Source organism: Rhizobium sullae, assembly GCF_900169785.1.
Taxonomy (GTDB): Bacteria; Pseudomonadota; Alphaproteobacteria; order Rhizobiales; family Rhizobiaceae; genus Rhizobium; species Rhizobium sullae.
The window spans coordinates 83,952-97,440 of the sequence record NZ_FWER01000015.1; the positions used below are offsets into that span (position 1 = coordinate 83,952).

The window sequence follows — 13,489 nt, forward strand, 5'->3', positions numbered from 1 at the left end:
CCCACTCACCGCTTGGCCTCATTCACCATATCGAGATGGTCGATCCCGCTGCGGCGGCGCGCCTTCGCTATGGCGAGGCGGCCGAAGCCTTGGTTGCCGAGCCACTCGCCGAGGCACTGGCTGTTGCGCTTGCCACGGAAGGGGAGGCCAATGCGCTCTACGATTCCCTCCGCGCTTGGTCGATACTGAAGGGGACATCGGACTGGCAGCCCAGGTTTCTGGGGGGCTGGGTCGCCGATCGCGTCGAGACCTTCCCCGAACTTGCTTTACTGGCCGAGCATGTTGCTGCCATGCCCAAGGCGCAGCCGGGACTTCCATCTCCAGATCCCGAAACGATCGCCCAGGCGCGGCAATTCGCTGCTGAAGGCTTGGCGAGTGAGCGGGCCTTGCTCGAACTGACACGTGCCGAAACGACGGCAGCTCTTCCTCCCTGGTCTCTCGTTCAGGCGGCCCCCGGTCTCGACACGATCTTGATCCACCGGTCAGGCCTGCCGATCGAGCGTGGAGTTCCCGGTCTCTATACGGAGGCTGGATGGAACTATGCGAAGTCGGACGCCGCCGACGCGATCCGCCGGGCAACGTCCGAAGCCGTAACGCTGCTCTCCTCGGGCGGCACGACGACCACGGAAGCGGTGATGGATCTCCTTCAAAAGCGTACGCTTGAGGCATGGACGCAGTATCTGGGTGAGCTTCGCGTGAGGCCGTTCACAGACCAACCCACTGCTGTCGTGATCAGCGGTTCGCTGAGCACACGCAACTCGCCGCTCTCGGCACTTATCCGCGAGGCATGGCGCCAGTCCGGCGGGAACGATCGCAGCCGAAGCCATGCCAACCAGCTTAGGGTCGCAGCGGCATTGGGTCCGGCTATTCAGTTCGTGGAGCAGGGCCGGATGTCGGAGATCTCGCAGCTCTTTGTCTCGCTGAACGTGGCTCTCTCCGTTCTCGATGAGGATGCGGAGATCGGCAAGAAATCCCTCATGGCCGCACAGGAGCGCGCCAACTCGATCGTTGCCTTGCAGCAAGCCCCGCTTCTGGTGGTGCAGATCGTCGAGGACGTGATCTCTCAGACGGCTGCCCCAAAAGCCCCGGAGGTTGCTGCGGATCATGTCCCAAAAGAGGCACCGCAGCCTCCACAGTCACCACAATCACCTTGGGGCTCTCAGGTTGCGGCCGCCTGCCAAGCCGCCGTAAGCGGCCATTATCCGTTCTTTGATGGGCCGGATGCGGACATGGCCGAAGTCGCGCGGATCTTCGCGCCGGACGGCAGCATAGAAAGGTATTTCCGGGCGCAACTGGCACACTTGATGGACACGTCGACGACACCGTGGCGCTGGAAGCCGGAAGCGCGGCTTTCGGGCTATTCACCCGAAAGCGCGGCCTTTCTCCAAAGGGCGGTTGCCGTTGGCGAGGCCCTTTTTCAAAAGGGAGNTCGGGCTATTCACCCGAAAGCGCGGCCTTTCTCCAAAGGGCGGTTGCCGTTGGCGAGGCCCTTTTTCAAAAGGGAGCATCGCCCAACGTCCCGATTGTGCTGGAGGCGCTCGCCCAACGAGGAGCCGCGACCGTCTCGATCGGCGGCGCTCATGCTCCGGTCGTCACTTCCGGAGAGTCGGTCACCTTGAACTGGCCAGGGGCCTCGCCCGGGCAAGGCTTTGAGATATCCTTCGATACGGGTCCTGCGGTCGAGAAGAAGAGCGCAAGCGGTCCATGGGGCCTGTTGCGGTTTCTGGACGGGTCGCGCCTGCGGCCCCGCGAGGCCGGCCGGCGGTTCCTGGTCGATATCCGTGCCAAGGGGGCGCGCGCCTATCTTCAGATGTCCTTCGCAGGAGCTGCCAACCCGGTGTCGGTACGCTCACTGATGCGCGGCTTGACCTGTCCGTTCACGCTCTGAATGCAATATTCGTATTTTGGCACACGATACCCGTGCCGTCTGGTCCGGAGCCGTCGCCGCCTTATTTAAGCTTTTCATCGAGAAGGCGGCGGTGGGTTCAAGGGTGAAGTGCGATTTGCGAAAGATACCAACGAGGTATCGCTCGCTCAGACAAACGAGGGAAAAAGCGATGAATAATCAATGAGTAAATAAGGGAATGGTGGGCGATGAGAGACTCGAACTCCCGACATCCTCGGTGTAAACGAGGCGCTCTACCAACTGAGCTAATCGCCCTCGATGCCGCAACATCCAGCGTGAAGGCTCTCTACCGATATCGGCGCAGAACTGCAAGACCATCGCCGGGTTTTTTCTCCAATTTTTTCAAACCCGCCATCATCAGGCCATGTGCGATGCGCGTACGCGTCAGATTATTGTGAACCGCAAAGGACGACTCCTTGGTCTCGCAAGCTTTCGCGATGCGGGACTTGCGTATAGAGATGGGCTGGGTCGCGGCAACACCGGTGTTGTGCCGTGTCAGAAGAAACCACCCGTACTGGAGCATAGAGTGAAAACGCGCGAAGAGCGGCTACGCCTAAGGAACAGCACACCTCGTACAAAGCTCGATTTTGTCCATACCGAAGGCGCCAAGCTGCTGCCTGATCGAAACGAGCTTCTCTATCGCCTTCCGAATCATGCAGTTGCGGCCGAGATTGGGGTCGCCGAAGGAGAGTTCACGTCTGAAATTCTCAAGCGGAATCACCCCTCAAAGCTGTTCCTGATCGATCCGTGGGGGATGGATCGCTACTCAGCGGGTATCACGACGGTGAGCGAGAAATTCGCTGATGAAATAGCCGACGGAACGGTGGTGATAAGGCAGGGTACGTCGCTCGACGCTTTGAGCACGTTCGACGACGGTTTTTTCGACTGGCTCTATATCGACACGGACCATTCCTTCGATCTCACCTGGAAGGAGTTGGTCCTGGCAAACAGCAAGGTCAATCGTGGCGGGCGCATTGCGGGCCACGATTTCTGCACCGGAAACGCCGTAAAGCCGATCGTCTATGGCGTCGTGGAAGCCGTCAACAAGTTCTGCGCGGAATACGGATGGCGTTTCGAATATCTGACGCTGGATCCGGATGCGCATTTTTCCTTCTGCCTGCAGCGCCTCTGACGTGGCGCGATGCGGTGCGCAGCCGAAATGGCTTCGCACCGCGGTCACCTACCGAACTTTAATTGATATATTACCTATATAACATTCACTTACGGCAAAAGCTTAAAGCTTTGCTTCCGATGTGGCGCAGAGCTATTCCAAAGTCGCTTTTGTCGTTCTGAAAAGTTCAACTTCCCTTTTAAATCTCGCGCTTAGCGATGCATTTTCGCCGGATTTTTTCGAATGCAGCAGAGGACTTTCAGGAATAAATCGACGGTGTGGCGCGCGCCCAGCGAACATGTCGCTGTCCTCACGGGTCAGATCGGACACGCCGAAGGCGCTGAGCGAGATAGTTACGGAGCAGTCACGAAGTGGCCTGCGCGCGCTGCTGCCGCACGCGGGAAATGCCGGTCATGGCAATCGCCAGCAATAGTGCAGCAGTTGCGATAAGCAGGAAGCCGCCGGCGGCGCGATAGACCAGGACGCCGAGGATCCCGCCGAACAGGAAGGCAAGGATCGTCTGGACATGCAAAAGGAGCTTGGCACGGTTCTGTTGCGCCTCACTCGGCCGCTCACTTCCGCGCAGGATGTCGAACGCCGTGCCAAGCTCGATGCCGATATCGGTTGCCATGCCCGAAATATGCGTAGTCCTCACCCGCGCGTTAGAAATGCGCGTGACGACTGCATTTTGAAGGCCCATGAGAAAGGCGAGGCCAATCACCAGAACCGGTGCGCGCCATTCTCCGAGTAGCCAAAGATCGGCACAGCCGAGTACTGCAAGCAGTATCCCTTCCGTCAAGATACTGTAAGCGTAGATCGCATGCATATTGCGTCGGCGCCCGGCATTGATGAGCAGCGTCGAGACGGTCGCGCCCAGGATGAAGGTGACGATGATCGCAAGGTAAAACAGGGCCGAAAGCCACGCGCCGACGGCAATATGGTCGGAAAAGGTGGAGACGTTTCCGGTCATATTCGCGGAAAAGAAGCCGACTGCGTAAAATGCAGCCGCGTTGAGCGCGCCGGCTATCGCCGCCAGGCAAGAGGCGAGCTTTCTGTCAATCTGGTCGTTACGTTCGTGCCCTTGGCGGATCAGCATGGTTTGTCTTCAATATTGCAGAGACCGGGAATAGTAACGAGGAAAGGTCAATGGGGCGTGAAACATTCGCGCGACGGGACTTTTGCGCAATGAGGTATCAACTGCCGCCAACCCCCAGACTCCTGAACTCATAGGGTCGCCGCGATCCTATGGAGCGGTTACCGAAGCTTGTTGCGGACGAGTTGAAGAGGAACCGGACCGGCGCTGCGCTGCTGCAGCAGGAAGCGTTCGACATTGTGGTCCAGTCCTGCCTCCGAGTACTCGCCTGCTGCAGCATCTACGGTGTCTCCGACATCGCCGCAAGTATGTGCTCCCATCTTTGACGGACTGGTCGGCCCGCAATGAGAACGGCAGTCATCTCTTATAGACCTCCAACTTGAAAGGCGGATCTCGGGACGGATCCAACAGATCCACGCCGAAGGTTTCAAAGTGCTTGATGTTTCTGGTCGCGACGATAAGACCGTGACATTTCGCGATCGCAGCAATGCCTGCATCTATGCGATGCTTGTCGCTTTTACCGACGATCAAGGCCCACTCTTTGGCAGCCTCTGCGTCCAAAGCAAGAATTCGATCTCTGAAGCTATCTTCGAATTCATCGATCGCCTGCAATCGACGATCTGCGGCGGCCGGATCTTTTTTCCTCTCACTTTCGGCGCCCTTCCGCCTTTCCCACATGGTGAAGACGCAGATCGCCAATTGACTGTCGTCTACAGTCTTAATCCACTTCTTGACGTTGTCATTGCCGGTCATGCCCCTGATGACGTCTGCATCGAGCAGATACTTCAGCACCTAGGCGTTCCCGTCTTGATCTTCGTTTTCACCTTCATCGAAGACGCCTGCGGCCACCAGTGCGGCAAGCCCTCTTTTGATCGTCGTCGATGGGAAGGGCCTTCCGGGCTTTGGGTACGCACGCGCGTAGTTGATAGCTGCCTGCACCTGGCTTCGCTTCAAGGATGGAAAATCTTCCAATATTTGATCTACAGAAAGTCGGGGGGAGAGCGCCGCGATCTGGTAGGTCATGACGTTAGTGCCTTTTATAAAGGACTCGCCACCTCGGCTCTCTATCGCTCTCTTCGCGTCCTGTAGCATTTTCATTCGCGCCCTAAGTTCGCTGTCGGTCTTTCGAATATCGACCGCAATTACTCCAATCGTGGCGACCTTCGCGGCATCAGACAGTCGCGAGAACTCCTTGTAAAGGAGCTTCCTGCCCTGTGGCGAAAGGGCGTTGCCGAGACTTGGGTCCACCTTAAGAAAGCGAAGTTCGGCTTTCCCAAAAAGTCGCTGATTACTCACCCCCCGGCCTTTTGAAACGGGCGTGATCACTTTCTTATCGACTGCCCGTTGGACCTCGACTGTAGGACGGTCGACCAGGAACCCGGCTTCCGCGACCGTATACATCTCCTGCTTCACGCTCAGATCCCCAATTCATCTCCAGCTGGGGATAATATAGTGCCGCCGGCTCTACCGGTCAAGAATTGTGTCCGTTGTGCACTCGCACCCAATCCTCGGAAACGAATGCACGATTGATCACCGCCCTTACCTGGAAAATGGCAACGTGCCCCGCAAGGCGCCCTGGATCTTAAGGCTAGAGATTCGCCATTCGATGGTTGGTGGCAGTACCTAATCGCAGACTTTTGATGAGCAAACCGTACGGGAGAATCCTACGCTGTCTGTCCAATTCGCACTACGACCACCTCATGCCTTACCATCAAACTCGGCTGATGCTTCGGGCTTGCTTCGGCCTTTCACTCGGCGGGCACCTATGGGAATGAAAGCGGAATACGACAGCAACATCACAGCAGCTCGACGGCAGTGGCGAGCATGTAGCCGGCGCCGCGCTCGGTGGTGATGAGCTTCGGCTCGCTGGGGTTGACCTCAAGCTTGCGGCGCAGGCGCAGGATCTGCACGTCGATGCTGCGGTCAAACACCTCCTCGTCGTGCATCCGGCTCGCAATGAGAAGCTGCTCGCGGCTGAGGATTTGCTGCGGCGACCGCAAGAAGGCGGCAAGCAGGTTGAACTCGCCGGCGGTCAGCGGCGTTGGTTCGCCGGCCGGCGATATCAGGCGCCGCGTGCGCATGTCGAGCTCCCAGCCGGCGAAGCGGTAGCGTACCTGCTTCTTGCTGCCCGAATGCCGCCGTGCCACCTGCGATCGCCGGAGCACGGCGCGAACGCGCGCGAGCAGTTCCCTGAGGCTGAAGGGCTTCGTGATGTAGTCGTCGGCTCCGAGCTCCAGGCCGACGATGCGGTCCGCCTCGTCGCGCCGGTGGCCAGTGATGATGATGATGGGGGCCTCCGGCGGGCTGCCAAGCTGGCGCATGATGTCGAGCCCATCTTCGCCGGCAAGCCTCATGTCGAGGATCAACAGGTCCACCGGCCGTTCGCTGAAGATCCGCGCCATGGCTTGGCTGCCGGCAACGGCGGTGACGTTGAAGTTCTCGGCCTCGAGGTAATTGGTCAGCATATCGCGGATGTCGGGATCGTCGTCAACGACAAGGATATGCCTCGATGCCGTTCCCGGCTCGGCTCCGCCGTTCGGCGGCTGATCCTGATGCGTGTTTTGTGCAGCTGACATGTCCGCCGTCCGCAAACGTGGAACCTCTGGCCGAGTCGCTGCTTTATTAAACATCGATCTTCGGCGATTTATTGGCCGGGTGCCGATAATCGTCACGGCCGAACGCCCCTACCACAGGCTTGCTCGATGACGCATGGGCATATTGGTAAGGATTGGGCGGGGCTTTTTGTTCCGCTTTGCCTGGCAATGGCGGCACCGGCGCTGGCCCTGATGAAACAGCCTGCGCCCTTGCCCGAAGAGCCGATTGCTCCGCTCGCAGCGGCCGGGCCTTCCGACCAGGCGAAGATTGCGCTTGGCGAGGGTCTGTTCAACGACGCCAGGCTGTCGCACGACGGTGTCTTTGCCTGCAGCTCCTGTCACAGGCTCGAGCTCAGCGGTGACGACGGCCAGGCCCGCTCCGTGGCAGCAGACGGAGAATCGCTCGATTTCAATGCCCCGACCGTTTTCAATTCGGCCTTCAGCTTCCGGCTGAATTGGCGCGGCAATTTCGACACCTTGGAAGAGCAGAACGAGGCGGTCCTGCTCGACGACAAGCTGATGAACACGAGCTGGGATGAATTGCTGCCGAAGCTGCGCTCCGACCGGAATTATGCAGAGCGCTTTGCCAGGATCTACGGCGAGGCTGCCAGCAGGGCGACGGTGCTCGACGCGCTGGCTGTCTTCCAGCGGTCGCTGATCACGGCCGATGCGCGCTTCGACCGCTATCTCAAGGGCGAGCGCGACGCCATCACGGCGGACGAGGAGCACGGCTATCAGCTCTTCAAGGCATATGGGTGCGTCGCGTGCCACCAGGGCGCAAATGTGGGCGGCAACCTTTTCCAGAAATTCGGCATCTTCCAGGATCCGTTTGCCGGCCAGAAAGCACTCTCGGAGGCGGATCAGGGCCGCTTCGCGATCACCCGCGCCGAGGCCGACCGACATGTGTTCCGTGTCCCCAGCCTGCGCAATGTTGCCGTGACGTCTCCGTATTTTCATGACGGCCGCACCGGATCCCTCGGCGAAGCGGTGAAGATCATGGCTCGTAACCAGCTCGGTCGGGAGCTTGATCAGCGCGATTCCGACCTCATCGTCAAATTCCTGGGCACGTTGACCGGCGAATATCGCGGCCGGCCGCTGGCCAGCGCAGCCGAGCATCTCGAGCAATGACGTCGCTGCGTCCCCTGGCCGCGATCGTTGCCGGCCTGCTCATCATGCTCACCTACCTGCTGGTACAAGGTGCGGCGCCCGACACTCAGCGCCACGAACGCACTCTCGATGCGGTGAGAACCGTCATCCTTTACAACGCGGCCCTCCAGCGTGACGTGCTGCGGGCCCGGGCGGGACTTCTGCGCAGCTACGATCCGCTCGTCCGTGCGATTGCGAGGCTCGATGAGGCGACGGTGAGCTTGGCGGCCGCCAGCGAGGTCGTAAGCGGTGAAGCGAGGGTTGAGATCGATCAGCGTGTCGCCGAGGTGGCCGCTGCGGTGCGCGACGAGGAAACGCTCGTCGAGTCCTTCAAATCGAGCAACGCGCTGCTCCAGAACTCGCTGAACTATTTCAACTACACCAGCGGCCGGCTCGCTGCCGAAGGAGACGGCCTCCGAGCCGTCGAGATCGGGGCCCTGACGATCGCGATGTCGCGGTTCATCAACGATCCCCAGCCGGAGGCGGCAAGAGCCGTTGCCGCCTCGCTCAATACGCTTGCCAGGCCATCCCTCGACATCGCATCTGCAAGCGAGGTCGGCTCGCTCGTCTCTCACGGCCGGCTTATCGTCACGACGCTGCCCGCAGTCGACGGTCTTGTCGCCCGCCTCCAGGCTTCCCCCACGAGCGAGCGGGCGCGGGCGCTTCAGGACGTTTATCTAGAGGCACATGGGCAGGCAGCCGCGCGCGCCGCAATGTTTCAGGCGCTGCTTTATGTCGCTGCGCTGGTCCTCGTGGGTTATATCGCCTATTTGTTCGTCCGTCTGCGCCACAACGCGCAGACCCTGAAGGAGCGGCTCGATTTCGAGCGCCTGATCGCCTCGATCTCGACCGAGTTCATCAATCTTCCGCGTGACCGGATCCGTGCCGACATTAGCAAGGGCCTCCAGCGCCTAGTGGAGCACGCCGGCCCAGATGGCGCGCAGATCGCCGTCAGCCACACCTGCGACGGCAACGGCGGCTACGCCTATCGCCGCCCGGGCGTGAACACGCCGCCATGCCCGCCGGAGGATATTCTGGAGCTCGCGTCGACCTGGACGCTGAAGGACTACGAGCGTCAGGGCGCGATCTACGTTCCGCGTGTCAGCGAGCTTCCGGAGGGGCCGGAGAAGACGCGCCTGCAGGCATATCAACTGCGAGCCTGGCTCGGCATACCGATGTCGCATGCCGGCGAGCGGCTGGGCTTTCTGGCGCTCGATTCCGTAACGGACGAGAAACATTGGGCCGACGACGACATTGCTCTCCTGCGCACCGCAGCCGAGATTTTCGCAAACGCAATCGCGCGCGAGCGCATCGAACACGAACGCGAAGCGCTTCAGGCGCGCCTCAACCAGTCGCAGCGGCTGGAAGCGATCGGAACGCTTGCCGGCGGCATCGCACACGAGTTCAACAATATCCTCGGGGCCATTCTCGGCTATGGTGAGATGGCGCTGGCGGTCCTGTTAAAGGAGTCGCGCGCGCGCAGCTATGTGCAACAGATCATGAAGGCCGGCGCGAGGGCGCAGAATGTCACGGAGCAAATTCTCGCCTTCGGCCGCCGCCGCGAGCGGCACCGTCAGCCCCTTCGGGTGGAGCCCGTCGTCGTGGAGACGGTCGACCTGCTGCGCGCCTCCTTCCCCGCAACACTCTTGGTGGAGACACGTCTTGCGGCTGCGGCTGCCTCGATGATGGGCGACCCGACCGAGCTTCAGCAGGTCGTCATGAATCTCGGCACGAACGCAGCGCAGGCGATGAACAACCGCGGTGTGCTGGAGATCGACCTCGGTACGCTGGAGTCCGAAGTGCCCTTGACGCTGTCGCACGGCAACATGCCTCCCGGCGACTACATTCGCCTGACTGTCAGGGATACCGGCATCGGCATGGATCGAGCGACCATGGAGCGCATCTTCGAGCCGTTCTTCACGACCAAGCCGGCGGGGCAGGGCACGGGGCTTGGCCTTTCGACGGTACACGGCATCATCGCCGCGCTCGGGGGCGCAGTGGACGTGAAGAGCCAGATTGGCGAGGGCACGACCTTCGAGATCTATTTCCCGCGGATCGAAGGCGCCGCCCCGGAGGAAGATGAGGCCGAGACCGTCGAGACTTCTGTCCACCACGGCAACGGTGAGACGATCCTTATCGTGGACGACGATCCGCCGCTCGTGCGGCTTGCCGAGGAGATGCTTGCCGCGCTCGGCTACGAGCCGGTCGGCTTCGACCGGCCTCCTGCCGCTCTCAGTGCATTCCGCACCGATCCGGCACGCTTCGACCTGGTGCTGACAGACGAGATCATGCCGGAGATGACGGGCATCGAGTTTTCCGGCCAACTGCACAAGATCCGGCAGGATCTGCCGATCGTCCTGATGACGGGATACGGCCGTCCGCTAAGTTCGCGTCAGCTCAAGGCGGCAGGCATAAGCGAGGTCATCAGGAAGCCGCTGCTGTCGGCCGCGATCGCGCACTGTCTCGCCCACCATCTTCATTAGGACCGGGGCGCTGCAATTGCGGCGCAAGGGCCCCCCGCCATTACAGCTGTAATCAAACTCGGTTTCCTTGAAATCATCCCGTAGCTCAATCGTTCGATCATCGGGCTCCGTACTCCAAACGAGGAGCGTGAAAATGTATCGAAACGGCATCTTTCCGCACGAAGTGCGCAGAGCGCTTGAAGCGCAGATCAAGGGAATCGAGATTTCCGCAAGAAGGGCCGGTAGGCGTGTGACCGATCCTGACATTCAGTCGCGGCTGCAGCCTCTCCACGAGAAACTCGACGCCTCACTCAGAAGGCGCCATCGGCGCCGCGTCGCTCGATAAAACACCTCGCCTATCTGCGGAACGCGACAACCGGTCCAGCCAGGCGTGTCGCGCGGCCACGCATGACATGGAGGCACCGATGAGCACTACAGCTGCTAATCACATGACAGTTGCGGAGAGCGAAGCTTGTTCGCCGGAAGGCATCCTGCAGCTCGGTCTCGGTTTCTGGGCATCGAAGACGTTGCTAAGCGCCGTCGAACTCGGGCTTTTCACGGAGCTGGCCTCCGGACCTCTTGATGGGGAAGCCTTGCAAAAGCGCCTTGGATTGCATCGGCGCGGAGCGCGGGATTTCCTCGACGCGCTTGTCGCGCTCGGCATGCTAGAGCGCGAGGGCGACATCTATCGAAATACCCCGGCGACCGACCGCTATCTCGACCGCGGCAAGCCGACCTATGTGGGCGGAATGCTCGCCGTGGCCGCCACGCGGATCTACGCCAACTGGGCCTCGCTTACCGAAGCGCTCAGGACCGGCAAGCCGCAGAACGGCACCGAAGACGACGAAGACCTCTTCGACATGCTCTATTCCAATCCGGACAATCTGGTCATGTTCGCGCAGGCGATGACCGGCGGCAGTCTTCAGGCCGCTGAGGCGCTTGCCCGGCGGTTCCCCTGGACAGACTATCGCACCTTTATCGACATCGGCACCGCCGAGGGCAGGGTTCCCGTCGAGATCGCCAGCGCCCATCCGCACCTGACAGGCGGCGGCTACGACCTGCCGCCGATGCGGCCGGTATTCGAGGCCTATGCGGAGCGGCGCGGACTTGCCGACCGGCTCCGGTTCCATCCCGGCGATTTCCTGAAGGAGCCGCTTCCTCCGGCCGACGTGCTGGTGATGGGGCATATCCTTCACGACTGGAATCTTGAGGTGAAGCGCACGCTGCTGGCGAAGGCTTACGCAGCCTTGCCGAAGCGCGGCGCGCTCATCGTCCACGACCAGATCATCGACGACGAGCGAAGGCAGAACGCCGCAGGGCTGCTGATGAGCCTCAATATGCTGGTCAATACGCGGGGCGGGTTCGATTACACCCGCGCCAACGGCATTGGCTGGATGCGTGAGGCAGGTTTTACCGACGTGCGCTTCGAACATCTCGCCGGCCCCCATTCGATGATCGTGGGAATCAAGTAGCCGATAGCGGCTGAGCACAGGGAAAAGCTGATGACACGATGGGCTCCAATCGGAATTGCCGCCCTCAGCCTGGGCGGAATTCTGACGATCACGACATTCCACTGGACCGGGGTAGGGGTAGGCGCAGCCACGGCCGACGACTCGATCGAGCGCGGCCGATACTTGGTCAAAATCGGCGGCTGCAACGACTGCCATACGCCAGGCTATCTGGCAAAGGCCGGCGACGTGCCTGAGCATCGGTGGCTGGTTGGCGATCGCCTCGGCTTCAACGGGCCGTGGGGAACCACCTATCCGTCGAATCTTCGCCGCCTTTTGCGCACGATGAGCGAGGACGACTGGGTCGAGCTCGCGCAAACGACCAAGACACGGCCCCCCATGCCATGGTTTAACTTGCGTGCCATGACAGAGGCCGACCTGCGCGCCATCCATCGATTTGTGCTCTCGCTGCCGGCAGACGACAACCCTGTCCCGGACTATGCTCCGCCAGGCCACCCGCCCAAGACGCCCTATATCGTGTTCGAGCCGCGGGCGCCGAAGTCATAGGCACCCTCTATGCAGGCGCCACCCTGTCACAAACGGCCTGTGTTTCAGCCGTAACGGAAATTCCCGATTTCTGAAATCACGTTGTAGCGTCGATCTCCGATCGTATCAGTCCAGGCAGCGGCGGTCGCACGGCTGCCTCGGCCGGACAATCGATCATGGAGTTAGGTAATGTACAATCCGCTTGTCCAACAGACACAGACGATCAACCGCGATCTGAGCATTGCGGATACCCGCCCTTATGCACTGGGCTACACGAAACGCGAATTCAGGCGGCTGGAGCTGCAGGGGGCGCTCCTTCACGAGCTCACGGAAGATGTCCTGCGCTGCGCCGGGATAGGACCCGGCATGCGCGTACTGGATATCGGCTGCGGCGTCGGCGATGTTTCCATGCTGGCAGGAAAGCTGGTCGGACCAAAGGGATTGGTGCTCGGCATCGACCGTTCGGCAGATGCCATTGACATCGCAGAACGGCGAGCGACCGAAGCTGGGCAATGCTACTGGACACGCTTTGCGACGGCTGAGCTCGACACGTTCTACTGCGACGAACTCTTCGACGCGGTGATCGGACGATTGATACTGATGTATCTGCCCGATCCTCGTGCAACTTTGCGCAGGCTCAGGGGGTTTCTTCGGCCAGGTGGCGTTGTCGCCTTCCAGGAACTGGCGATGCCGCTCGCCCGCAGTGTTCCCGAGGGGCCGCTTTTCAGCCAATGCCGCGATTGGATCGTCGGCACCATCGAGCGGGCTGGTTTCGAATCCGATATGGGTGGCAAGCTGCCGATGACCTTTGCCGCTGCCGGGCTGCCCGCACCGCAAATGAATTTCGCCGGCATCATCGGCGGCGGGCCGGATTCGCTAATCTACAACTACATCGCAGAAACTGTACGCAGCTTGCTGCCTGCGGCGGAACGCGTCGGTGTTACGGCCGCCGCCGAGGTTGAGATCGACACTCTGGCCGAACGGTTGCGCGGAGAAGCAGTCGAACGGCAGGCATGCTTCATGCCCGCGACTTTCGTTGGCGCCTGGGCGACCACAGCCATGTGAACCCACCGCCATGATCCTCATCAGCACGGCGAAGAGCGGGCGCTTTAAGGAAATCGGAAAGTCGGTCGTTCAAGGAGGCCAGCCGCCCGACCGGTGAGCGACCGACATGAAACAGAGC

12 protein-coding genes and 1 tRNA gene are annotated in these 13,489 nt (G+C 60.8%); 8 read left to right on the forward strand and 5 right to left on the reverse strand.

All coding sequences use genetic code 11. From position 1 onward, the window contains the following. The first annotated feature begins 35 nt into the window (after positions 1 to 35). Complete coding sequence (locus BN1800_RS15100) at positions 36 to 1,619, forward strand: ImcF-related family protein (protein WP_425299016.1); 1,584 nt, start codon at positions 36 to 38, stop codon at positions 1,617 to 1,619. After that, the gene (locus tag BN1800_RS42380; protein ID WP_244564511.1) at positions 1,616 to 1,888 is read left to right on the forward strand and encodes a type VI secretion IcmF C-terminal domain-containing protein; all 273 of its coding nucleotides are present in this window, start codon (positions 1,616 to 1,618) and stop codon (positions 1,886 to 1,888) included. Before BN1800_RS15100 ends, BN1800_RS42380 begins: the two co-directional genes overlap by 4 nt. A gap of 197 nt (positions 1,889 to 2,085) precedes the next feature. Here the strand turns inward: BN1800_RS42380 and BN1800_RS15105 are convergent. Continuing rightward, a tRNA-Val gene (locus BN1800_RS15105) sits at positions 2,086 to 2,161 on the reverse strand. 271 nt (positions 2,162 to 2,432) lie between these two features. On the opposite strand from BN1800_RS15105, the gene BN1800_RS15115 reads away from it, so the two are divergent. Beyond that, positions 2,433 to 3,038 carry a class I SAM-dependent methyltransferase gene (locus BN1800_RS15115; protein WP_086998899.1) on the forward strand — a complete coding sequence of 202 codons (606 nt, stop codon included), beginning with the start codon at positions 2,433 to 2,435 and terminating at the stop codon, positions 3,036 to 3,038. 343 nt (positions 3,039 to 3,381) lie between these two features. On the opposite strand, the gene BN1800_RS15120 is transcribed toward BN1800_RS15115, so the two are convergent. The 4 genes from BN1800_RS15120 to BN1800_RS15135 form a co-directional block, all read right to left on the reverse strand. Then, positions 3,382 to 4,113, reverse strand: a complete 732-nt coding sequence (locus BN1800_RS15120; RefSeq protein ID WP_086998902.1) for a YoaK family protein — start codon at positions 4,111 to 4,113, stop codon at positions 3,382 to 3,384. Between the two features lie 354 nt (positions 4,114 to 4,467). Then, the gene (locus BN1800_RS15125; RefSeq protein ID WP_143533978.1) at positions 4,468 to 4,902 is read right to left on the reverse strand and encodes a PIN domain-containing protein; all 435 of its coding nucleotides are present in this window, start codon (positions 4,900 to 4,902) and stop codon (positions 4,468 to 4,470) included. Continuing rightward, the gene (locus BN1800_RS15130; protein ID WP_244564512.1) at positions 4,903 to 5,523 is read right to left on the reverse strand and encodes a DUF433 domain-containing protein; all 621 of its coding nucleotides are present in this window, start codon (positions 5,521 to 5,523) and stop codon (positions 4,903 to 4,905) included. Positions 5,524 to 5,906: 383 nt separating this feature from the next. Further along, the gene (locus tag BN1800_RS15135; RefSeq protein WP_086998904.1) at positions 5,907 to 6,686 is read right to left on the reverse strand and encodes a response regulator; all 780 of its coding nucleotides are present in this window, start codon (positions 6,684 to 6,686) and stop codon (positions 5,907 to 5,909) included. A gap of 126 nt (positions 6,687 to 6,812) precedes the next feature. On the opposite strand from BN1800_RS15135, the gene BN1800_RS15140 reads away from it, so the two are divergent. The 5 genes from BN1800_RS15140 (at position 6,813) to BN1800_RS15165 (ending at position 13,371) form a co-directional block, all read left to right on the forward strand. Then, complete coding sequence (locus tag BN1800_RS15140; protein ID WP_086998907.1) at positions 6,813 to 7,832, forward strand: cytochrome-c peroxidase; 1,020 nt, start codon at positions 6,813 to 6,815, stop codon at positions 7,830 to 7,832. Next, positions 7,829 to 10,333 carry a two-component system VirA-like sensor kinase gene (locus tag BN1800_RS15145; RefSeq protein ID WP_086998910.1) on the forward strand — a complete coding sequence of 835 codons (2,505 nt, stop codon included), beginning with the start codon at positions 7,829 to 7,831 and terminating at the stop codon, positions 10,331 to 10,333. The genes BN1800_RS15140 and BN1800_RS15145 overlap by 4 nt, the downstream gene beginning before the upstream one ends. Before the next feature lie 404 nt (positions 10,334 to 10,737). After that, positions 10,738 to 11,784 (forward strand): acetylserotonin O-methyltransferase, encoded by a 1,047-nt coding sequence (locus BN1800_RS15155; RefSeq protein ID WP_244564513.1) that lies wholly within the window; start codon positions 10,738 to 10,740, stop codon positions 11,782 to 11,784. Between the two features lie 30 nt (positions 11,785 to 11,814). Further along, on the forward strand, positions 11,815 to 12,327 hold the full coding sequence (locus tag BN1800_RS15160; RefSeq protein ID WP_210191278.1) for a hypothetical protein: 513 nt from the start codon (positions 11,815 to 11,817) through the stop codon (positions 12,325 to 12,327). Positions 12,328 to 12,495: 168 nt separating this feature from the next. Next, positions 12,496 to 13,371, forward strand: a complete 876-nt coding sequence (locus BN1800_RS15165; RefSeq protein ID WP_086998915.1) for a class I SAM-dependent methyltransferase — start codon at positions 12,496 to 12,498, stop codon at positions 13,369 to 13,371. Positions 13,372 to 13,489 lie beyond the last annotated feature (118 nt).

Coding starts and splice junctions, on each gene's coding strand:
- BN1800_RS15120 (WP_086998902.1), bottom strand. CDS start 4,113: ATGCTGATCCGCCAAGGGCACGAACGTAACGACCAGATTGACAGAAAG.
- BN1800_RS15135 (WP_086998904.1), bottom strand. CDS start 6,686: ATGTCAGCTGCACAAAACACGCATCAGGATCAGCCGCCGAACGGCGGA.
- BN1800_RS15140 (WP_086998907.1), top strand. CDS start 6,813: ATGACGCATGGGCATATTGGTAAGGATTGGGCGGGGCTTTTTGTTCCG.
- BN1800_RS15145 (WP_086998910.1), top strand. CDS start 7,829: ATGACGTCGCTGCGTCCCCTGGCCGCGATCGTTGCCGGCCTGCTCATC.
- BN1800_RS15155 (WP_244564513.1), top strand. CDS start 10,738: ATGAGCACTACAGCTGCTAATCACATGACAGTTGCGGAGAGCGAAGCT.
- BN1800_RS15160 (WP_210191278.1), top strand. CDS start 11,815: ATGACACGATGGGCTCCAATCGGAATTGCCGCCCTCAGCCTGGGCGGA.
- BN1800_RS15165 (WP_086998915.1), top strand. CDS start 12,496: ATGTACAATCCGCTTGTCCAACAGACACAGACGATCAACCGCGATCTG.